The organism is Candidatus Kurthia intestinigallinarum, from assembly GCF_003991225.1.
In the GTDB taxonomy this organism is placed as follows: Bacteria; Bacillota; Bacilli; order Bacillales_A; family Planococcaceae; genus Kurthia; species Kurthia populi.
The window spans coordinates 45,375-67,607 of the sequence record NZ_JTFC01000012.1; the positions used below are offsets into that span (position 1 = coordinate 45,375).

General features: G+C 36.1%; 23 protein-coding genes. 10 read left to right on the forward strand and 13 right to left on the reverse strand.

Annotation, left to right across the window (positions count from 1 at the left end; genetic code table 11):
- Nucleotides 1–117 precede the first annotated feature (117 nt).
- Together QI30_RS04150 and QI30_RS04155 are read right to left on the reverse strand one after the other, a co-directional pair.
- Complete coding sequence (locus tag QI30_RS04150) at nucleotides 118–672, reverse strand: hypothetical protein (protein ID WP_126989692.1); 555 nt, start codon at nucleotides 670–672, stop codon at nucleotides 118–120.
- Between the two features lie 184 nt (nucleotides 673–856).
- Nucleotides 857–2,710, reverse strand: coding sequence for an XRE family transcriptional regulator (locus QI30_RS04155; protein ID WP_126989693.1), 1,854 nt, complete (start codon nucleotides 2,708–2,710; stop codon nucleotides 857–859).
- 749 nt (nucleotides 2,711–3,459) lie between these two features.
- Between QI30_RS04155 and QI30_RS04160 the strand changes: the two genes are divergently transcribed.
- The 4 genes from QI30_RS04160 (at nucleotide 3,460) to QI30_RS04175 (ending at nucleotide 7,612) form a co-directional block, all read left to right on the forward strand.
- Nucleotides 3,460–4,968 carry a primase C-terminal domain-containing protein gene (locus QI30_RS04160; protein ID WP_233600515.1) on the forward strand — a complete coding sequence of 503 codons (1,509 nt, stop codon included), beginning with the start codon at nucleotides 3,460–3,462 and terminating at the stop codon, nucleotides 4,966–4,968.
- Between the two features lie 197 nt (nucleotides 4,969–5,165).
- Entirely contained in the window at nucleotides 5,166–6,356 is a 1,191-nt protein-coding gene (locus QI30_RS04165) for a ParA family protein (protein WP_126989694.1), read from the forward strand.
- Nucleotides 6,357–6,368: 12 nt separating this feature from the next.
- Complete coding sequence (locus QI30_RS04170; RefSeq protein ID WP_126989695.1) at nucleotides 6,369–6,896, forward strand: hypothetical protein; 528 nt, start codon at nucleotides 6,369–6,371, stop codon at nucleotides 6,894–6,896.
- Nucleotides 6,897–7,063: 167 nt separating this feature from the next.
- On the forward strand, nucleotides 7,064–7,612 hold the full coding sequence (locus QI30_RS04175) for a GNAT family N-acetyltransferase (RefSeq protein WP_126989696.1): 549 nt from the start codon (nucleotides 7,064–7,066) through the stop codon (nucleotides 7,610–7,612).
- Nucleotides 7,613–7,751: 139 nt separating this feature from the next.
- Here the strand turns inward: QI30_RS04175 and QI30_RS04180 are convergent, their stop codons facing one another.
- From QI30_RS04180 to QI30_RS04195, 4 genes are all read right to left on the reverse strand, one after another.
- The gene (locus tag QI30_RS04180) at nucleotides 7,752–8,540 is read right to left on the reverse strand and encodes a hypothetical protein (RefSeq protein WP_126989697.1); all 789 of its coding nucleotides are present in this window, start codon (nucleotides 8,538–8,540) and stop codon (nucleotides 7,752–7,754) included.
- An 88-nt stretch (nucleotides 8,541–8,628) separates the two neighbouring features.
- Nucleotides 8,629–9,378 carry a GNAT family N-acetyltransferase gene (locus tag QI30_RS04185; protein WP_126989698.1) on the reverse strand — a complete coding sequence of 250 codons (750 nt, stop codon included), beginning with the start codon at nucleotides 9,376–9,378 and terminating at the stop codon, nucleotides 8,629–8,631.
- Nucleotides 9,368–9,862, reverse strand: coding sequence for an NUDIX hydrolase (locus QI30_RS04190; protein ID WP_126989699.1), 495 nt, complete (start codon nucleotides 9,860–9,862; stop codon nucleotides 9,368–9,370). Before QI30_RS04190 ends, QI30_RS04185 begins: the two co-directional genes overlap by 11 nt.
- 69 nt (nucleotides 9,863–9,931) lie before the next feature.
- Entirely contained in the window at nucleotides 9,932–10,336 is a 405-nt protein-coding gene (locus tag QI30_RS04195; RefSeq protein WP_126989700.1) for a hypothetical protein, read from the reverse strand.
- 305 nt (nucleotides 10,337–10,641) lie between these two features.
- On the opposite strand from QI30_RS04195, the gene QI30_RS04200 reads away from it, so the two are divergent.
- Nucleotides 10,642–11,781, forward strand: coding sequence for a hypothetical protein (locus QI30_RS04200; RefSeq protein ID WP_126989701.1), 1,140 nt, complete (start codon nucleotides 10,642–10,644; stop codon nucleotides 11,779–11,781).
- Nucleotides 11,782–11,858: 77 nt separating this feature from the next.
- On the opposite strand, the gene QI30_RS04205 is transcribed toward QI30_RS04200, so the two are convergent.
- The 5 genes from QI30_RS04205 to QI30_RS04225 all read right to left on the reverse strand — a co-directional run bounded on the left by QI30_RS04205 (nucleotide 11,859) and on the right by QI30_RS04225 (nucleotide 16,275).
- Entirely contained in the window at nucleotides 11,859–12,287 is a 429-nt protein-coding gene (locus tag QI30_RS04205; RefSeq protein WP_126989702.1) for a GNAT family N-acetyltransferase, read from the reverse strand.
- A complete protein-coding gene (locus tag QI30_RS04210) occupies nucleotides 12,284–13,138 on the reverse strand; it encodes a putative zinc-binding metallopeptidase (protein ID WP_126989703.1) in 855 nt (284 codons plus the stop codon). The genes QI30_RS04205 and QI30_RS04210 overlap by 4 nt, the downstream gene beginning before the upstream one ends.
- A 125-nt stretch (nucleotides 13,139–13,263) precedes the next feature.
- Nucleotides 13,264–14,142, reverse strand: coding sequence for a hypothetical protein (locus tag QI30_RS04215; RefSeq protein WP_126989704.1), 879 nt, complete (start codon nucleotides 14,140–14,142; stop codon nucleotides 13,264–13,266).
- Nucleotides 14,143–14,395: 253 nt separating this feature from the next.
- Complete coding sequence (locus QI30_RS04220) at nucleotides 14,396–15,256, reverse strand: hypothetical protein (protein ID WP_126989705.1); 861 nt, start codon at nucleotides 15,254–15,256, stop codon at nucleotides 14,396–14,398.
- A 95-nt stretch (nucleotides 15,257–15,351) separates the two neighbouring features.
- Nucleotides 15,352–16,275 carry a DUF4097 family beta strand repeat-containing protein gene (locus QI30_RS04225; RefSeq protein WP_158620957.1) on the reverse strand — a complete coding sequence of 308 codons (924 nt, stop codon included), beginning with the start codon at nucleotides 16,273–16,275 and terminating at the stop codon, nucleotides 15,352–15,354.
- 529 nt (nucleotides 16,276–16,804) lie between these two features.
- On the opposite strand from QI30_RS04225, the gene QI30_RS21200 reads away from it, so the two are divergent.
- From QI30_RS21200 to QI30_RS04250, 5 genes are all read left to right on the forward strand, one after another.
- On the forward strand, nucleotides 16,805–16,981 hold the full coding sequence (locus QI30_RS21200; RefSeq protein WP_370323582.1) for a GNAT family N-acetyltransferase: 177 nt from the start codon (nucleotides 16,805–16,807) through the stop codon (nucleotides 16,979–16,981).
- Nucleotides 16,982–17,057: 76 nt separating this feature from the next.
- Nucleotides 17,058–17,300 carry a (4Fe-4S)-binding protein gene (locus QI30_RS04235; RefSeq protein ID WP_126989707.1) on the forward strand — a complete coding sequence of 81 codons (243 nt, stop codon included), beginning with the start codon at nucleotides 17,058–17,060 and terminating at the stop codon, nucleotides 17,298–17,300.
- Nucleotides 17,301–17,582 carry a GNAT family N-acetyltransferase gene (locus QI30_RS04240; protein ID WP_126989708.1) on the forward strand — a complete coding sequence of 94 codons (282 nt, stop codon included), beginning with the start codon at nucleotides 17,301–17,303 and terminating at the stop codon, nucleotides 17,580–17,582.
- A gap of 51 nt (nucleotides 17,583–17,633) precedes the next feature.
- Nucleotides 17,634–18,173 carry a DUF1697 domain-containing protein gene (locus tag QI30_RS04245; protein WP_158620958.1) on the forward strand — a complete coding sequence of 180 codons (540 nt, stop codon included), beginning with the start codon at nucleotides 17,634–17,636 and terminating at the stop codon, nucleotides 18,171–18,173.
- 243 nt (nucleotides 18,174–18,416) lie between these two features.
- Entirely contained in the window at nucleotides 18,417–19,832 is a 1,416-nt protein-coding gene (locus tag QI30_RS04250; protein WP_126989710.1) for a phospholipase D-like domain-containing protein, read from the forward strand.
- Nucleotides 19,833–19,879: 47 nt separating this feature from the next.
- On the opposite strand, the gene QI30_RS04255 is transcribed toward QI30_RS04250, so the two are convergent.
- Together QI30_RS04255 and QI30_RS04260 are read right to left on the reverse strand one after the other, a co-directional pair.
- Nucleotides 19,880–21,427, reverse strand: coding sequence for a solute symporter family protein (locus QI30_RS04255; RefSeq protein WP_126989711.1), 1,548 nt, complete (start codon nucleotides 21,425–21,427; stop codon nucleotides 19,880–19,882).
- Nucleotides 21,424–21,810: a DUF485 domain-containing protein gene (locus QI30_RS04260; protein WP_126989712.1), complete on the reverse strand. Its 387-nt coding sequence runs from the start codon at nucleotides 21,808–21,810 to the stop codon at nucleotides 21,424–21,426. Before QI30_RS04260 ends, QI30_RS04255 begins: the two co-directional genes overlap by 4 nt.
- Nucleotides 21,811–22,233: the final 423 nt, after the last annotated feature.

Genomic DNA, 22,233 nt, shown 5'->3' on the forward strand with positions numbered 1-22,233 from the left:
GTTAGAACTAGACTACTATGAAAAAAGCTCCAATGCTTTAAAGCATTGGAGCTTTTTTATAAATCAATCATTTTATATTTTGATAAAATGATAAATTAATAATTGTATAATTTTTTGTCACTTAATCCTTTCTGGGGGCAACAATGCGCGTACCTTTTCAGTTGTTGAAAAGGACGTATTTTTTGAAAAAATAGCGAGTGCTGTTCCCGCATTAGGTAAATAGTAAAGCGTTTCGCCCTCCTCTAAATTTACATGAACGCCAGAACCCTGCCAGCGATTCCTCGTCAAAAATTGCTGTTTATTTGTTGACCAAAATACGAGATCTTCCATATTACTAAGTAACTCCACTAGTGGTGACATGCCTTGAAATTGTTGACTATCATTAATTTTAAACATTATCTTCCAACGATCTTTAGCTCGTGTTTTTTTATAATAAGTTATGTCATACTGCAGTCGCAGGTCATCAAAAAGCTCAACAAATGATTCCGACGTTTCCAGATAAACATACAATGGAAATGACTGACTCTGTTTCATCACTACCTCAATTACTTCAAATGGTAATTTCTCTGTATCTGGAAAAGCTAACTCATAGACACAAGCATCTTTACTATTTAAATGAAATAGCGTAGGCTTCCACTCATTAAGCGATGATTGATAAATTTGACACTTCATAAGGCACCTCTTATCTAAACAATTTTTCATTAAAATATAGAATTATACAATTATATTTTTTTGAGTTTCTTCCTATTATATAGTACGCAGTATTAATCGTTGTCTTTTTGATAATTGTATAATTTGATAAATGTAAAAAAGTTGAATGCCTTTAGCAATACTTTCTTCTGCAGGCATTCAACTTTTATTTATTTTCTAGCACTTCAATTTCTTCAATGATTTCTGCCTCTTGTGTTAAGACATACCATTCATTCACCCATTGCTCTAGTTGCTGCACCGTTTCTTTTTTCTTCGGCAGCTTCGCCGTTTTTAAATACCGTTGCACGGCACTATACGATACATTCGCTTCTTCCGCAATAACAGACAATGGAATATTTCGTACCTCTTTAATTTCTTTTAACATTTCAGGTGATAATGTACGACGTTCTTTTTCTTGCTTAGCCTCTGTATAAATTTCATTTGAAATCGTTTGAGGAATCAACAATTTACGATTTTCCTCTACAACGACATCGGGTGGTAAAATAACGACTTGTACTTTCTGCCATTCATTTTTGTACCAATAACGCTGGTCGGCTATTTCTGCATCAGTAAATTGTGTTTCATAATACCATGATTTAATAACCGAGTCCTGCATTAATTCATCCAATACGGTTTCAAGCTTTTCACGATTTTTCGAGCCCGTATAGCGTGGATTCAAGTCCATCGCATGATTTAAGGCTTCTACCGTAAATGGCTCCAATAAATCTTCTGTACGTACTTTCCATTCATAATTCAAAAAGCGAACAAGGCGCTTATGCGGTCGTTTTTGATAATAATTGTACTGAAATACTTTGTAATCTAGATAGCCAAATGCTTGCGTATTATCGGTTAAATAATATGCCAGTAATGACGATGGCTTAATCGTTAATGAATAAATCCCTTTTGCCTTACCAGTCTTTTTATCATACGCCATTTCAAGTGAACCGATTTGGAACATTGGCTGGAAATTCGTCAAATCATATTCTGTACGGTCTTCAAGGTTCGCCTCATTGACGATAATGAAATCATCATTTTCAACGGCAATCCACACACTTGATAATGCGGCTACACGTTGCATAATAGCAAAACGTTCACGTTCACGCGTTTTGAAATTTTGACGATACGGGTCCGCATATTTCAATTTCAAAGCCTCATCACTTTCAAAATGAATATAGCCTTCTGAATTTTTAGAGCTCACCATCCATAAGTATGAAATCAAATCGAATAAATCCGCTGATAATTCATCAAGTGACGTAATGGCAGACTCCATAAGTGAGAACCATACTTTCTTTTTCTCTACTGTATCAGCAGGGAGGCGCTGAATTTCTTCATTCGTCCTAATTTCTGCTTGCCCCTGTAAACTACCATCCATTCCAAGAATATCTTTTGAATACGTACCATTTTCATTTTTCGTGAAATCCGGTTTTGTTACTAAATCTCGCAAGATTTGAAATGTCGAGCTTGAATTTGAATATAAATGCTCTTTTTCAATAATGCGCTCAATCGGTTGCTCTAATTCAACATGTACTAAATCTGCAGGAATCTCTTCTTTTTGAATCATTTCGACCGCCTTTTTAACAAGCGGATCAGAAATTTCTTTAATTTGTGATTCAACGAGCGACTTTTGTGTTTCTTTTTTGATTTTTTTTGGTGGTTCAGTCACTTTCGTAACAGGTTCTGCTTTTTTGACTGGCTTTTGTCGCGCTGAATCACTTTGCTTTAACAAAGGTTCAATTTTCATACGCACATATTCACTATTTTTCTCAACGCGTTCAATCAAAGTTGCCTTATTATAGGGCTGTAATTCAAAAAAGTCCTCATTAATGACTTTTAAAAGCTTCTTAAAGCTCGCAGACGATTCATATTCCTCGTCTACGCTTAACATATAAGCATCTTCGGACCATTCAATTACTTGTTCTGGATAGCTCGCTACAAAATAGGGCTGCACAATTTCACAAATGGCTAGCGGCTTCCATTCTTTTTTGATTAATAACGTTGGTGGCAACTGTTCATAATTCATGATGTACCGCCTTTCTGAATCATTTCGTTACTTGTAGTATAGCAAATTATTCATATTCATGTAATTATTCATAAATCAGCCACGAATGTCGCTCGATTTTGTTATTTTAATGTAATTCAGTTATTCAAATATGAACCACAAGTGTCGCTCGATTTCTATTCACCATTCAACAATCAACCACGAATGTTGCTCAAAACCCAAAATTATTCAATTTTCAACCACAAGTGTCGCTCGAATTGTCAATTATTCATTTCCAGCCCATAAATGCCACTCAAAATGATTCAATTATTCATTTCCGGCCCACAAGTGTCGCTCGATTTCCGCGACAGTCATTCATTTCTGGCCCACAAGTGTCGCTCAAAATTTTTTTTGGCCCACAAGTGTCGCTCGATTGAATTGTTCAAAAATGTGAATCGCGTCATATCAGTTATTCAAAAGGTTTTGGATTATTCATTTTTGGCCCACAAGTGTCGCTCGCCACAAGTGTCGCTCGCCACAAGTGTCGCTCGATTTCCTGTGGATAAGTCAAAAACTTTGTTATATCAAGGGTTCTTTAACGTTAAATTATCCACAGAAATTATTCAATTCACTCAAAAAGTGGCCCACAAGTGTCGGATAAGGCCTCTTTTTACCATAAAAAAAAGTACCTTCAGCCCTTGTGGCTCTAAGGCTCAGAGAATTATTCAAAAATGATTATTCATTATTCACTGCGATTTTATTTATTATACTGAAATCGGAGGTGAAAGACTATGAACATGGCAGCGATTTATGAACAACTATTTAATGTATCTATTCATCGTTATAAACAAAAAAATTCAACTGCATCGCATTCATTACAAGAACTAGCAAACCAGGCAGAACAGCATGCTGTACAGGGTGGCATTTTTGCGGTGCGTCAAAAAGAAGATTTTGCTTCAAATGGTGGCGTAAAGGGTATGATTTTAACATCGATTGAATCATTGCTTGTTCATAGTGCATCACTATCGCACTTTACACCGAATCCCTATGTGTCTTATCGCTATACAAATCATGCGCGAACACATGTGACGGGCTTTAGCGACGACCATTTATTGCAAATCAATACATTTGTCGTGGATATTGATACGAAAAAGCATTCTGTTGAAGACATTTTGCTAACAACAATGGATAACAGCATCGGGCTACCAACATTAATTATTGAATCACCACGCGGTTATCAATTGTACTTTATGCTTGAAACACCGTTTTACTTATCGACGGATAATAAAGCACGTAGTTTGCATATCGCAAAACGAATCGCACAAAATATTAAACAAAGTCTACGTGACATCGATGCCGATGAATATTGTAATGACTTTGGCTTTTTCCGTGTGCCAACCGAACAAAATATTCGCTTCTGCCAATTGAATCACGTCTATAATATTGCCTCGCTAATTGATTGGTCGATACGCCAAGATGATAATATCGAACGACCGCTCTACATTCGTGGTCCAAAAGTGAATAATTTACGCTTAACTGAACAACCATGGTTCCAAGCAATTATTCAAACGAACAACATTCGTGGTCAAAAGGGTCAACTCGGTCGAAACAATGCTATTTTCACGCTTGCACTTGCTTGCTATCACGATCAATGGTCATTTGAAAAAACGTATGATTTACTCGATGAGTGGAATTCAACGCTTCAATCACCGCTAAAAGATAGTGAAGTGCGAACAATTTGTCGCTCAGCCTATTCAGGTAAATATAATGGGCCGCAAAAGATGTATATTGAACAGTTAATCGTTGAATATGTTGATGCATCAATTGAATTACCGCAATTAGCTATTGGTAGCTGGTACAAGCATAAAAAAGAGCGCAAAGACCGCGTCCGTTCACATCTTGAGGAATGGGAAGCAGATGTCATTGCGTTTATTGAAGCACGTACATCAATTGAAGAACCATTTGTTCAATTATCACAAAGTGAATTATGTCAGGCTTTAGGTATCGCCAAAAGTACACTGAATAAATTATTAAATGCATCATCAACAATTATTCGTAAAGTATCTGGTGCAGGACGTGGCGCTATTACACAATTTTCAACAACGACATTATTCAAATCTTATTTAGTAACATCATTTATCGCCAATAAAAAATCATCAACATTTATTCCATTTGCAGCTGCACAGCTTTACACAATTATCGCACCAGTAGCACTTCTACCATTACTGTCATTTATTCACGAAACAGCATCTCAAATCGAACGAAGGCGAAGGCATCACTTATTGGTCCACAGTGCCTAAACATATTTTAAGGTCATCTCTGGTTTGTTCCACGTGAAACATGTTTTACTATATTCAACCTGGTAGCACATTGATTTTTGAAAACATGGTATACTATGTATAGTCCTATAATGAGCTGTATAGCTTTATTTTATTAAGGTTTATACAAATTACGAATAGTTAAGAAATTATACAAATGTACATAGGAAGGTGCAATTATGGCAATTAAACTCTTTTTCGGAAATGTTAAAGGTGGCGTTGGTAAAACAACAATTACTGATATGACAGCCTATATATTAGCCACACAATATAATCAACGTGTTCTTGTTATTGATTGTGACCATCAGGGGGATTCTACGGACTTCTTCTGTGATTATTTCAATATTGATTTAGGTATGGAGCAAGGACAGCATGGCTCTATGTTTACAATTTATGATGCCATTCAAGATTATGCAAAGAACAATAATCCTGAAGCAATTCATAAAGCAATTGTTCCAGTGACGGATTCATTATCGTTTATTCCAGCTAATTCATTGTTAGAAGAATTTTCAACATTCCTTTCTCGGATGAAAACAACAGAATCAATTCAGGGTACAACCTATATTCGTAATGTCCTTGAAACGATTGAGGATGATTATGATTTCATTTTATTTGATATTCCACCAAGTGCAGGACATCTTGTAACAAATGTTATTATCGCATCAGATTTTTATGTAGGGATTATGTCGACGGAGAAAAAAGCATTCCGCAAGCTACAACCCTTCTTTGATATGTGTAATGAACATAGTGTACGTGCACAGCAATTTTTACAAGATTATGATGTTGCACAAAATTTAGGTGTCGTCATGTATTTTGTTACACAAAATCTACAAGAAGAAAAATATGTAGCCGATGCTGCGCAGGATTTTTTTGGGGATCTAATTTTTGACTCAAAAATTCGTCGTGCAGATGTCGTTCGTGAACATGAACGCATGCCATCATTATTCTTTGAAGATACTGAGGAGAATCATGACTTCTTACAAATGTTTGAAGAGGTTACACAGGAATTATTAATTCGTATGCAGGCATTACCTGAAGATACAGTACGTGTCGCAACACAGGAAATTTTAATGCCATTACAAGAATATTTTACAGATGAACAGTTATTTCGCTTGAAAGAAGCCATTGAAGGTAAGGGATTACAAAATATCGAATCCCTCCGTTTACGAGGTTATAAATCAAGTGATCCGCGTAAAACATTACAAACGCATATGATTCGTCTATTTACAGGCTCTAAAGACGATGAGGCGTTATTTGAGCAACAATTCATTCAGTTAGAGAAATGGCTTGCAAAAGAGCCTACAGCATATAGTATTAGCGCGATGCAGCGTTTAATTCGTAAGCATCGTAAAGCGTTAGAGATTGTTTAGGAGGTGGCATTCATGGCCGATTGGTTAAAACCCAACACGTCATTGAATATTAAGAAAGTAAAACCTCAGGCTAAAAAAGATGATGAGGTTTCTTCAACACAAAATACATTAACGAAAAAAATGTCAAAGCGTGAAATTCCAAATTTAAATTATCATGCAGAACGCCCACGTTATACATCAGATGTACGTCGCCCAATTGGCGTGTCTCCTGATACGAAAGATGAAATCGCAGAAATTGCAGAAGACCATGATGTAAAATTTAATATGATGGTCGCGGTCTTAGCCTTATTTTTTGAGGATCATCAATCAGAGGAGCTTATTGAAAAATATCGTCCTCATGCAGAAGATATTGCAAAAGCAACGACAACATCGCGTGCGATACACATTTATCCAAATATTTATCGCATGATCCGTCACAATGCACGTGTGCATAAGCTAACGATTCGTGAATTATCACAAATGATGGTCGATGTTTATCGTGATCACCAAGGTGCAAGTCAGTTTACAGAATATGTTGACCGTTTTATGACAATGGATTAATAAAAAAACACTTTTAAAGAGATTTTTCTTTGAAAGTGTTTTTTTACGTTTATTTTACAATAATAAGTATAAAGTATAAAAAACGAAAAATAATAAGTAGTATATTTAGACTAATTAACTTATAATGAAGATATATAAAGCATATTTGTTAGAGGAGGGGTCTTAAAATGATGCGAGCGATTTCACAGGATTGCCTTACTTTTCAAACACCGCGTTTAGTTGTTAAACCAATGACACTAGAAGAGCAGCAATGTATTCATTATCATGCTTCTTCAGCTACAAATGCATCTATCCCTTTAGGGGGACATTATTTAATTCAAGATACAGTTGAGTATATTACAGACATGTTAAAGAACGATAAACAAGTCTATTTATGGGGTATTTATTTACAGCCAAACAATACATTAATTGGCAGTATTCATCTAAGTAATGTGAGTCAAATTCATCGGCATGCTCAGATTAGTTTTTTGTTGGCAGAGGATTATTGGGGGCAGGGTTTTTCAACGGAGGCCGTGGCATGTGTCATTGACTTCGTATTTGATAAGCTTGGACTTAATAAATTACTAGCGAAATGTTTTATTGAACATTATCCAACCCATCGTGTATTGCAGAAACTAAATATGAACATTGAGGGCATTTTAAAGCGTCATTTTTATTTAAATGGCATCTTTCATGATGTAACGCTTTATGCGAAGTTCAATGAATCTTCGTTTTAAAAGGTATTTAAATACAATTTAAACGTTTTTTCTTTCATTTATGAAAAAAACATAAAACCCCCTTTAAAACCTCTTAAAGAGGCTTTAAAGGGGGTTTTATATATCAAAATTTAGTTTTTACTTTTATCAAATTATACAATTATAAATAATGAATGAATATTGTCGATAATTCATTTAAAATATGCCGGCTGACATTTGGTGAAACGAGCAACATAGCTTCTTCATACAGCTTGTTAGAAGTTTTAAAATCATTGCGCAGCGCATAAAGAGCAGAATTTAAAATTAAAAATGTGCCTTTCGATTTTAAATTTTGTTCAATTTGGGGTAATGATAAACAGTCCTCAATAATCATTTCAGCTGTTATTAATTGCTTTTGTTCAATATAGCTTTGTGCTAACACACTATGAAGCGCAAAATACGTTGTTGCATCTAAATGAAGTAATTTTTGCACATAAATGCGGTCGATAATATTGTAGTATTTCAAAACATGATTCACTTCTTCTAGGTGCATAAAGCATTCCATTAAATGTGCGTAGATTGAAATATAAATATTCGGATACTGTTGCTCAAAATCATGTTCTTCCATTTGTGCTAATAAGCGTAGTAGCGTTTTTTTCGCTTGTTCATAGTCTTGGTGAATTTTCATTTGCATCAATGCTGCCACATGAATAAATTTCAATCGCTCAAGCACACTTGGACTTTGTTGAATCAGCCGTTCGTAAAGTGCAAAACGGCGTTGTAAATTGTCATCATTGGCTAAGTTTGCATCGATATTTAAGGCAATATAGTAAAGGTAGCACTGCGCATCGACATCCTCTGACTGCTGTGCTAATAACAAATAATCGTCAATTAACAGGAGGGCCTCATGATAATGCGCAGCGCGAAATTTTGATGATACGTCTTTGAGCATTGTTTCAGTTAGAATCATAATTACACACCTTCAATTTTAAAATGTGACAAAGTATTGACTATGCTCATTATAGAGACTTATGAAAATGAAAGTAAAGTCTCAACTATTATTCTTTTGGTACAAAGACAATTTCATGCCAGGCACTACAGTAATGATAGCCTTGTTTAGCGTACATTTCGCGCGGCGTATCTTCGCCATCTGCCACAAGTAAAATTGTTTGCTCTGTATGCTGATTCATAACAAATTGCTGCATGGTTGAGCCAATTCCACGTCGTTGCATGGAATCGATGATAACGAAGCTATCTAGCTCTACCGTATCAGCTGTTAAAAATAATAGTAATGAACCAACAATTTGCCCATCAAGTAAAGCAACAACAAATTGAATTGATGAGTCGTTAAATTGTTTTTTGAGTAGATGCTGTTTCTCTGTGGCAAAAATTTCGCCATATGTGAGGTCAGTCATATATTGGAATGCCAAAAAAGAAGGAAACAATGCGTCATCTACATACTGGATAACTACCTCCTCATTAAAGGAGGAGCCATTAAATTCAATCGGCAACATCGCGTATAATTCAAGTGAGCCAACGACATAGTGTTGTGCTTCAATATAGGCGAGCAATGCAGTTGGAAGTTGCTGATTTTCCGGAAACAGAAAACGGCGATGCTTCATCTGATGTGTCTGATGAAAATCAAGTTGTTTTTGTTCGTAATATTGAAACTCTGCTAGCGTTGGCATGTGCTTAAAGAGCATAAAATTACTGTTATAGCGAGATGGCATTTCAGCATCATAATAATGCTTTATAATAGAATCCTCCTCATACAGAGGTGCATCTATATATGTATCTTTAAAATTCAATTGTATCCACCTCTTTCGCTACAATATGTTCTACTACTTGTGGTAAATCACGTAGCTTCTCTGCGTAAAACGTTGGGAAAACAGCATGCTTAGCTAGTTCATCAATTGGAATCCAATAGACTTCTTCCTTCCCTTCGGTGCAGTAGCCGGTACTGTTCACTTGTTTTTTACCACGAGGTTTCATTAAAAAGTAGAAGGCAATTTCATGACATGAAAATCCTTCAATTGAGCCATCGCCCGGAAAGAAGTTTTCGTGAATAAAAGCAAGTCGATCAATGTCATAATGGACACCCGTTTCCTCAAATACTTCACGTACAACAGCCTGTTCTGCGGTCTCACCAAGCTGAACGCCACCACCAATAGAATAATAATAATTAGCCACTTCATTGCCGGCGACTAATACACAGCCCTCCTCGATAATAATCGCGGCTGCGCGGTAACGGAACCAATTTGACCCCTCTGTAAAACAGCAATCTTTTTCCATGAAATCCCTCCTAATAGTTAAAATATAACATAAAAAAGAACCGCAACGAGGCAGTTCTTTTCGTACTTCTTATAGTGACTCCACTAATTGCGGAGGATGATTAACGGCAGGATAAATTTCCTTCATTAATGATTCATACAACATCTCTCGATCATGTGGTTTTGCATACTCCTGTAATACAACAGCATCTGCAATAAGCCATGAATCCGTATGTGCAGGTTGATGTGCTACAATGAAGCCGATAATAATACGGTCTTGTAGGACCATTACTTTATATGCAGGGTCCTGTAAATAAATCTTCCATAATGCGATATCATATTCAAATCGAATAGGTGTACCGCCCGTCCCGACAGTGTTAGAACGTTGGCTGTTTTGATTCGTAATCGGCTTCGTCAAATCAGCTTTACAAACGGTATGAATCGCCGCAATCTGATCTGCGTCATCTAATGTTGCATGTCGAATAATACGTTTCAAAAAAATCGCCCTCTTTCATTACTACATATATATTACCATTTTCCGAAATAATTAAACAATCATAAAGATATAGTCAGATAATTTCGATATCTGTTGTGCAACACAACTTTATATATAGCCATTATACAAACATAGTAAACCAAAGGAATAAGGAAAAAATACTTTTTACTTATAATGAATTTAAGGATATCGATTCATCATATAAGCTAAAACGCTCACCCTTGGACTTATTTTAGTGAAAATTCGTTTATAAATATAGAAAAATAGGAATAGGAAATTATTAGAATAGTAAGGAGTTGGGCATAATGAAGACAATGGTGAAGCTAGCAAGTCTTGCCTTAGCAACGACATTACTTGCAGCATGTGGACAATCGCCAAAAGATGAATATATTGGTGCAATGGAAGATGCGGGCGATGCAAAAGCAGGCACTTTTGATATGAAATTTAAGGACATCGCTGTATCAGGTGGCGATAGTCAAACGACGACGATGATTAATATGGTGAAAAGCCAATTAAATGATATGAAAATTAGCGGTTCGTATTCAATGCCAGATGACTCAAAATATGCAGTAGATGTAAACGTAAATGCGATGGGACAAGAAATTCCATTTAACGTCATTGGTGACGATAAAGCCATGTATTTATCAACAGCTTTCTTATCAGCTGTTATGGATATTACACAGTCACTTAGTGGTAGCTCTGCAGCAGTTGATACATCAAAATTAAAAGAGCTAGATGGTAAATATATCGACTTACAGCAATTTGCAAAGGATAGTGCCGAGACAACAGGCTCTAGTGTCACTGCAGATGTAGAAAATTTAGATATGAAGCAATTACTTGCATATCAAAAGGATTTACAAAAAGAGTTTATTAAGTATTTAAAAGACGATGTGGATGACAAACGTTTTGAAGAAAAAGATGGCAAGTTGTCATTTACAATGAATAAAGACGATATCGCGAAGCTTGATGATATTCAAGCAAAATTAGCGAAGGATAATCCGGATTATGAACAGTTTAAGGCGAATATTGGGGATATGCTAAAAGAGCTAGATAAGGTCAATATTCAAACAGTTATTGATTCAAAAACAAAGAAGCAAACATATGATGTCGATATTGCTTCTGCAAAAAACAATATCGATGCGGTGAAATTCACCATTTCAACAACGCCTTCTGATAAAGCGAAAGAGGTAACTGTTCCGACAAGTGACCAGCTTGCGACAGAGGAGCAGTTGAATGAAGCGATGGGTGCAGCAACAGGTACAGACACAACAGATACTACAGGTAGCACGACGATTACGGATGAACAATTCAAAACGCTATTAAAACAAGCGAAATCATCAAAAGCATCGATGTCTAAAGCACAACGAAAACAAGCGCTAGAACAATACAAACCGTATTTAACAGATGAACAATATACGAAGTTAGAAAAAGTGTTAGAAGATTAATATGTAAAAAAAGCAGCAATCCATTTCGTTAGGGTTGCTGCTTTTTGTATGTTTTCATAAAATCATAATTGTATAAATTACAGCATTGTAGACAATCTAAGCTGATCTATACAAGGAATGCCATCCTCATAAATGGGTTCTTCATAATGTGTCGTAAAATAATCTGGAATGATTTCAACGATACGAAAACCTGCTTTTTGGTAAAAGGCTAATTGTGAAATACTCGAATTGCCTGTGCGAACATCCAGCTGTTCATAATGATGCTCTTTTGCAAAATCAATCGCAAACTGTAGCAGTTGCTTGCCATAGCCCATTTGTTCATGCGCTGCGTCCACCGCAATATTTTTAATTTCAAGTATTGTCGGTGTAACTTGTTGTAGCACAATGACACCTCGTTGATCGAGTACGAAGCATTTACTTGTAGTAATATACTGTTCAATCGTTTTTTTATCTGGGTCTGCGCGTAATAAAAGCGCCCATGGATAATTTGTTGTTTGTTTAATCATCGGTAATCCCTCTCGATATTGTGTAATAGTTCATTGCGTAATTTGATAAGTTCTTCAAATTGATAGAAGAACTCGATTTTTTGATGCTTTATTTTTTTGAGATCAGTAGGGCGCTTACTAAAAATGAAATAGCTAAATGATTCTGCGAAGTCCTCATCCACATTGTTCATTGCATAAGGTGTAACAAAATTTTTGGTCGAGGCATAGCTACGGTTTTCTACGGAATCGTAAGCGTATGTATAGGCTTCTTCCACCATTTCTTTCGTCCAAAATTGCTCGTAAAATAACTGTGTATATGAATTATCATTTGCACAGCGCTCTAAAATTTGATAGTTCGTACAATAGCTCTTTGCAGTATCATTATGCTGACTATCATCAAAGCCAATTAAATGAGCCGATTCGTGGATGATGCCGTAATAGAAAAGTTTTTTATCATAGGTGAAATCTTGGATATCAAATGATAGGCGCCACTGTGTTTGAATAAAATTAAGTGGAGATACATAGCCGTAATACTCACCATGGCCATCAGTGAATATTTCAAATTCTTTCACATCTTCACGAATAGGTTCAGGTATTACTGCTTTGAAGCGCTGCCACAATTTTTCATGCGTGCCTACTTTTTTTGTGAGTTTCGGATGCTGTTTTGAACCGAGCCCATTTTCAGGATGAATGAGCTGTGTATGATCTTTGACAGTATAGATTTTTAAAGAACTGAAATCCTCTATATCGTAATACGGATATTCTTTCGAGCTAAACATCGTACCACTATGCCGGTCATTTATCTTCTTTAATGCTGCATCACCGTGTGCAGGATTCGGTGCAATTTCTGTATGAGGGATAAAGCAAATCAACCCCAATAATAAAATGAAAAAAATAAATCTAAGCAGTTTAATCCCTCCAAATCAATGAATTATACAATTATGTAAATATAAATTTATATAAAAAGACCATCTTTTTGTGAGATGGTCTGTGTTTTTTAATAATAGCTATTTAATCTTGTTAAGATGGCATTTCGGAAATGAATCATCGAATCATATTTATAGAAGAATGCAATTTTTTGCTCAGCACGCGTTTTTGCTGTTGTTGGGCGTTCACTGAACACAAAGTACATAAATGATTCTGCAAAGTCTTCCTCAGGAGAAGCAGCTGCATATTGGTCTACAAATGATGAAGGGTATTTTAAATATAATTGATTCGCTTGTTTACCTGTTTTTACCCAATCATTATGAATCGGTCCTTGCCAGAATAATTGATAGAAACGATTTAAATGCGAATCTTTGTTCATACAAACACCATTTGATGTGAAGTTTTTACAATTCGCCCCTGCATTATTTGTTTGCTTTTTATTTAGTGACACAAGATGTGCTGATTCATGGACAAGTGTTGCGAAGAAATTATTCGGTTGATCAAGTGCATCTTTGTAATCGACTGCAAGTGTCCATGTTTTCCATGTGCTATCATTTGGTTGCACAAATGCCTGGTCATTATTATGACCATCTGTGAAAACCGTAAAGTTTGTTACTTGCTGACGTTTACTAGCAGGGACCGTTACAATAAATTTTTCCCATAGACGTTTGTGTAAATTACCATCTTGTGCAATTTTTTTATAGGTCGCTGTATTTCCCGCATGGGGCGCATAAATTTGACCATTTTTTACGCGATATTTAATAATGATTTTCTCAGATTCTGTATCAGCTACATGCGAAGGAACAATGTTTACAAATTGACCATGACGTTGTTTTAATTGTGCAAGTGCTGCGTCACCTTTTGCTGTGCTTGCTGCCGCATTTGCGTCTAGTGTAGGAAGTGCGAAAAATAGAAGTAGTGCAAAACCATAAAGAATTATTTTTTTCATAAGAATTCAGCTCCTCTGCTCGTTAGTATAGCATGTATGCCTCAATATGCTAAGAGGCATTGAAGAAAGTAAACATTGCGCAAAAGGGAACCACACCTACAGGATACTCATTCCCTGTGCATTCTATCGTAAACGAAATCAAAAGAAAACAGTAAATTATACGGAATCGAATACGATTTTTTTAGGTAATTGGCGATTATATACGTATAAATAGATAAAATAATAATTGTATAAAAACCTTTTATTTAAACGTTTATATTAAAAAATCTTTTGATAATAAAAGTGGGCTGTCACTGCTCAGCTGCTTGTTTATTTTTTCGAAATGAAGTGAAAAAGATTCCCCAGAAATGAAAGGTGCGCTTATTAAAAGCTGACCAAGTGGTGAAAAAATAGTGACATTATCTAGTTCACTCATTGTCAGTTGAAGTGACTGTATCGACATGTCACAGTCATGCCAAGTTGCAGACTGTAGGTTAAAACTAATGCCTTGGCATGCACAATTTATAAATGTTCCCACGTTTAATGACAAGGTATGTAGTTGTGCCGAGCAACGTTTTATGGTGGTGTCATGACTTGTCCAGTAAACAGTTGCTAAATCACTTTGTTGGATATGAAGTGTGCCAGTTGCGACAAATTTTTTCCCAGACCATTCCATAGAGGCCAATGTGATCGTTGTTGTCTGAATATCGACGTCACCATGAAATGCACAATCGTTTAGTTGACCATTACTTTTTAATCGAAATGCTTCGCCCGTTGTGCGGAGTGCGAGTAATTGTAGCCGTGTCGTAGCTTCAATTGATACGTAGTCCGATTTGAGTGTACAAAATGAAAGCTGCGTTTTTGTCAGTAAACCATCTGTTTGGATATGACTGGATATGAGCATACTTTGTTGCAAGTAAACCGAGCCTTGAATCTCACTATCGACGATAATTGTCGCTTCATCACAAAAAAATGTTGGGCTTAATTTACTGGCATCATCAATAAAACCACCAAGTGTTCCTTTCGTAATTTCTTTATTTTGAACGGTGAATGATTCGTTAGCCTCGATTTGTGTAACATTATATGTCATGCCATTAATGTCTAGTTGTTTATGGGTTGTTGTTTTATGCCACATCGTATTCCTCCTTTTTCGCTCATAGCTAGTATACCAGGGTTGGTGATAGGTTCTATAAATGAAACTAAAAAGACGATGCCTGCGCATCATCTTTTTTAATCTTTAATTTTCACGTCGCCACTGCTTGCTTCCATCGTTAGTGTATTTGAGGAAGTAGTCGCTGTTGTGCCAGTGACTTCATGATCTTTCTCTGTTGTTAAAGTATAGCTAGATGGCACGCGAATATCGCCACTTGATGTACGAATTGTAAATGAAAAGTGATTGTCATTTTTGTTAGTGAGTATTTGGTCGCCGCTTGAAGAATAAATAGAAAGAGAAGTATCCTCACTGAAAATCGGCGTGATATGAATATCGCCACTTGTAGTTGTCACCGTACTTTTTCCGCGTCCAAGTGTGATGGTATCAAATGATATATCCCCGCTTGTGCTTTCAGCAAGTAAGGTGTCAGTCGTTAATGTCTTAACCAAAATATCGCCGCTTGAAGAACGGATGGAAACTTCTTTCGCGTCACTACCTAGTTGACCAAGCTCCATGTCGCCACTAGTAGTTCTCAAGTCATAGGTTTCTGCTTTTAAATCATTTGCTTTAATATCGCCACTTGATGCTTCAATTTGCACGGATGTTACAGTAATATCTTTCAGTTTAATATCCCCACTTGATGCATGAATTTTTAGTTTGTCGTATTGTGTAGCTGGTAAGCTAATATGCACTTCAGGTTTGCTCCCAAAGGACAGCCATGATAGAAAACCCTTTGTATTTTGTTGGATGGCTAACTGGCCATTCGATTTTTCACGAATATCAAATTTTGAGGTTCTTGTCTCCGTGGTCTTTACTTCAATGGAATCTGAAGAAGTTTGCTCGACAAAAATATCTGCACTTGAGACATCTAGTTGAAACGTGTGAAGTACTGCATCTGCAAATGAGGTAGTTTGGCTCTTATTAAAGAATGTAAAAGTGTAAATACCAATCATTACGAGTAAAATAATGGCCCCCATACTAAGACCCAATGTTTTTCGCAAAGTCATCACATCCTTATCATTTCTTTCAGTGTATATAAAAATAAAGAATATTGCAAATTCACAAAAAATAGAGACTGGGACAAAATACGTCATTTTTCCTTTTTAGCGTTCGCAACGAAAAACTGGAACCGCGCCACAGCGTGATTTCGTTTTTTCTTATACTCCCATGAGCGGTTGTTTTTACACATATGTCCTAGCCTCCTATTTCCTATTTTGGTACAATCCAGTCGATATATTTTGCAGAGATATACGTTGGACCCTCTTTATCGTTGATTTTTAATTGTTGTTTTGATATTTCTTCCTATTTATATAGACCGGCAAATCAATAAAATCATTTCACGCATAAATTGTTTGTAAAGCGGGTAATTTAAAAATGTACACGAATTTGCATGGTTCTGATAGTATGCAAATTCGACATGAAAGGGGAATAAACATGAATGTTTCAAAAGAAGAAGGACGATTTTTCGTAGAGGATCAAGGTGAAACCTTAGCTGAGATTACATTTACATAACCAAATGATGAATTTTTTATTATTGATCATACATTTGTAGATGATAAGTTACGTGGTCAGGGTGTGGCGAATCAATTAGTAAAAGCTGTGGTGGATAAGGCACGAGAAGATCATAAAACAATTATTCCACTATGCCCATTTGCGAAAGGACAATTTGAGCGTAATCCAGAATATGCGGACGTTTGGCGCAAATAAATGATATGCTAGAAAAGGAAATTAAGATTGTTTCTTTTGGCGAAAATAAGATTCAATCTATTAGAGGGGAAAAATGATGAATGAACAACAATTATTGGATAAAGGATATCGTAAATATTCAGGCGAGAATATTGATGTATTTTTTAACGCATCGATTTGTGAGCATTCTGCAAACTGTGTAAAAGGCAATGGAGATGTCTTTAATACAAAAAGAAAACCGTGGATTTTAGCAGATAATGCGAGTGCTGATGAAGTGGCACGCGTTATTGACACATGCCCATCTGGTGCACTGCATTATATTCGTAAAGGGGATGCGTAAGTGGTAGCATTTAATGAACAAGGCCGCTTTTATGTAGGAGAAGAAAATAATAAGTTAGCTGAGATTGATTTTACACGACCTGCAGGAAAAGACTATTATGTTATTCTTCACACAGGTGTTCGAAAAGAACTTTCAGGACAAGGTGTTGCCCAGCAATTAGTTGATAAAGTAGTCGATAAAGCATGTCATGATGGATTGAAAATTGTTCCTGTTTGTCCATATGCTAAAAAAAGCTTTATGGAAAACGAGCAATATGCAGATGTGTGGTATAAAAAATCATAGTGGAAAATAGGAATCCTAACGGGTTCCTATTTTTTTTTAGGAGGAATCTGTGTGGATTATATTTTGTTATTGCGGGGTGTTAATGTAGGGGGAAACAGAAAAATTAGTATGACGGAATTAAAGGAGCAGCTTATTATACAAAGCTTTGAAAATGTTTCAAGCTATATTAACAGTGGCAATCTTTTAATATCATCAGCACTTGAAAAGCAGGCTTGTATCGATGCGCTACAGTCATTTTTTAAGTCGCATTTTTTTGAACTCGATTTTGTGCTACTTGATACAGTGCAGTATAAAAAAATGCTCGAATTGGCCCCTTCCTGGTGGGGTGAAAATGAAGAATGGCGCCATAATCTTGCTTTTGTACTAGCACCTTATACAGCGGAGGATTTACGTGCTTTAACCGCGCAGATTAATTCAGAATATGAGCACTGCAAAGTTTGTGGTAATGCCATTTTTTGGAGTAGTTCCTTTACAACTCATTATAGTAAAACGATGTGGTCTAAACTAATGAAGCAGGCTATTTATCGCCATTTGACTGTGAGAAATCGTAATACGGCATTGAAGTTACGGGAATTGATTGAAAGAAATTAATTAAAGTGAGAGTAATGATGATAAAATGCGTTAAAGGTAAAGTCAATTATGTTTTATCTAAATAAATAGATGGCGAACCCATTTTTAACGTATATTCAAATATAAACGGAAAGAAAAAAAGACGCAGCAAAATTGGTTGCGTTTTTTTACTTTACGAGAGGTGTTTTTAATTATGATAAAACACTAATATTAGTATCTGGTAATAATGGTATACTATAAAAGACGATTCAAAGGGGGAAAAGAATGAAAAAACGAATGAAGGTGATTTTGTGTATTCTCATATTGATTTCGCTATTCGCGTGGAACTGGCATACGCAAAAGGCTTTACCACAAGGGATGTCCGTTGATGGGAAGTTTCACCAGGTTGACAATGTAGAATTTTTAACAGATATTACGTATGAAAAAAATGATAAAGCTGTAATGGAACAACAACTTTTTGAACGTACGCTTCAAATAATTGATGAGGCAAAAGAAGTTCTAGTGATTGATTTATTTTTATATAATGATGATTATAATCATCAAAAAGCGACGTATGATAATCGTGCAGAGCAATTAACAAAAGCGCTTATCGAAAAACGTAAAGAGCAGCCGGACATGCCGATACAGGTTATTACAGACAATGTAAATTCTGGCTATGGCTCGATTTATCCACAATTCTTTAAAGATTTAACAGCGCAAAATATTGAGGTATTAACAACAAATTTAACACCGTTACGAGATTCGAATCCGCTTTATTCAAGTGTGTGGCGCTCTTATCTACAATGGTGGCCAGTATCAACAAATGGATTTTTACCAAATTTATTTAACCCAGATGGTGATAAAATGTCTGCTGGTGCCTATTTAGATTTAGTGAACTTTAAAGCGAACCACCGGAAAATTGTCTTAAATGAACAAGAAGCAATGGTCATATCGGCGAATGTTTCGCATGATGGCAGTAGCCTTCACTCCAATATTGGCTTTGTTGTAAAGGGCGCTATTGTGAAAGATATTTATGAATCAGAAAATGCAATCTTGCATATGTCAGATAAAAAGCTTCCAAAAAATATTTCATTTGTAGCAGATGAGCCAGCAGGAGATATTAATGTGAAGCTAGTTACAGAAGGAAAAATACAACAAGCTTTAACTAAAACAATTAAGCAGGCAAAAGCAGGAGATACATTGAAAATTGGTGTTTTCTACATTGCAGAACGTGAGATTATTCATGCATTAAAAGATGCTGCCAAGCGCGGTGTCAATATCCAAATGATTTTAGATGCGAACCGTGATGCATTTGGTATTAAGAAAAATGGTGTGCCAAATCGGCCTGTAGCACATGAGCTAATGAAAGAAGATAATATTACAGTGCGTTGGTATGATACGCAGGGTGAGCAATATCATAGTAAGTTTTTAATGCTTAATCAAGCAGATACATTTACAGCAATTGGTGGCTCGGCCAACTTTACACGTCGTAATATCGATGACTATAATTTAGAAACCGATTTATATATGACGATGCCAAAAGAAAAAGAGACAGCGCGTGATATGAATGCTTATTTTGAGCGTTTGTGGACAAATCAAGACGGCATATATACTGTTGATTACGAGGAATTTGCGGACGGCTCTTTATGGAAAACCGCAATGTATCGTATTCAAGAATTTACGGGGTTATCGACATTCTAAACAAAAAAAAGAGGCTTGGGGAAATCCCCAAAGCCTCTTTTTTTTGTTTAGTGATCTACTGAATCACTTACGTTTAAGCCAGTTGTTGCATTGACTTTAACTTCAGCGTATTTACGAGCATTTACTTTTTCACCAATCATTGAACCAATCCAACCTGCTAGGAAGCCAAGTGGCACCGAGATGATTGCTGGGTTCGTTAGTGGGAATAGTGGGTCGCCGACGAAGATGGCTTTACCAGCTTCAGGTGCCCATACGTTCGGGCTCATTGCTACTAATACAAGCGCAGAGATTAAACCGAATAACATTGCTGACATCGCACCAGTTGTATTGAACTTTTTGTAGTAGATTGTGTAGATAATTACTGGTAAGTTCGCAGATGCTGCGATACAGAATGCAAGTGATACTAAGAATGCTACGTTTAATGTTTGAGAGAATAAAGCTAAGATGATTGAGAATACTGATACACCAACTGATGCCCAGCGAGCTGCAACCATTTGTTGTTTCTCCGTAATATTACCTTTTTTAATAACTTGGCCGTAAATATCATGTGCGAATGCAGAAGCACCTGATAATACAAGACCTGCTACTACCGCTAAGATTGTAGCGAAGGCTACTGCTGAGATGAATGACATTAAGATGTCGCCACCTAAAGCTTGTGCTAATAACGGCGCAGCCATGTTACCTGCAGGGTTTGCAGCTAAGATTTTTTCAGAGCCAACGAATGCCGCAGCACCGAAGCCTAAGAAGATTGTTAGGATGTAGAATAAACCTACGATCCAAGTTGCCCAGTTGATTGAAGAACGAGCTGTTTTTGCATCTTTTACAGTGAAGAAACGCATTAAGATATGTGGTAAACCAGCTGTACCAAGTACTAATGCAATCATCATTGACATTGTATCAATACCATTTGTATACTTCAGGCCAGCTTGTAAGTAGGCACCACCATTACCATTTGTTTCAGAAACCGTTGCAAACATTTCTAAAATGTTGAAGTTGAATTTTGCTAAAACTAACACGGAGATAATAACTGTACCAATCATTAGTAATACGGCTTTGATGATTTGAACCCAACTTGTTGCGCCCATACCGCCCCATAATACGTAGATTGTCATCATAATACCTACTAAAATAACTGCATATTTGTAGTCGATTCCTAATAATAATTGGATTAATGCACCGGCACCTACAAGCTGTGCAATCATGTAGAATAATACGATTACGATTGAGCTAACAGCTGCTGTTGCGCGGATTTTCTTTTGATTAAAACGTGCAGTAATCATATCTGCTAATGTGAATTTACCAAGGTTACGTAATGGCTCAGCCACGATGTAAAGTACTACTAAGTATGCTACTAAGTATCCTAAGCTATAGAAGAAACCATCGAAACCGAATAAGGCGATAGCACCCGCGATCCCTAAGAATGAAGCGGCAGATAGGTAGTCACCTGCGATAGCGATACCATTTTGCCAGCCAGTTAAGCCGCCGCCTGCTGTATAGAAGTCAGCTGCTGAATTGTTTTTCTTTGAAGCTAAGTATGTCACAAAAAGTGTTAAACCTACGATTGCGACGAAGAAAGAAATCCCGATAATACTCATTTATATCCACCAGCCTTTGCCTTATCATTGATAGCCTCTGCATCTTTATCAAATGAAGCGGCTTTTTTTACATAGATAATAGTGAATGTCCATACCATGATGAAGATAGCTAGTGAATAAATCCAAATCCATGTAACCTCTCCAATTGCTTTTCCGTCTAATACGCCAGTGAATGATGATAATAATGGCAGTGTAAAATAAATAACGAAGAATAAAATACTCATCGGTACGATGAAGCCAAGTTTACGTTTTGAAAGCGTTTTAAATTCTGAGCTTTCAGAAATATTAACATACTCTTGTTCCGTGAAACTTGTTTGCCCCGTTGCCGCCTGTTTGTTTTCTTGTTCTTCTTTTAGAAGTTGACGGTCTAAATTTTGTTCCATAAGGTTGCCCCCCTTTTTTTTGTGTGGTTGTGAAGGATTTGTGACGTCCTCTTGATGTAATAATATTTGAAAGTATACCAAAAAGCAACATTTTTTATCGAAAAAAATAAAATTTTCTACTTTATGATAATTAAAATCTACAAAAAACGTATTTTTTCAACTATGAAAAGCACTGTCATTATAGTGTTTTGATGCAAAAATATTATCATTTTCTGTAAAAGTAAATTGCTGAAAAAGTAAAAAAATTAAAGTCATAATGTAAAAAAAGACATGTATCTTATCAAAAAATAATAGTCAATAGATATAGTTTTATTTGATAAAACAATAAAAAAGTAGCTTTAAAAAAAGAGGATGTTAGTGAATTGAGCACGGAATATGAGATTATACTGATGGAGTATGAAAAATGAATGTATGATACAATTT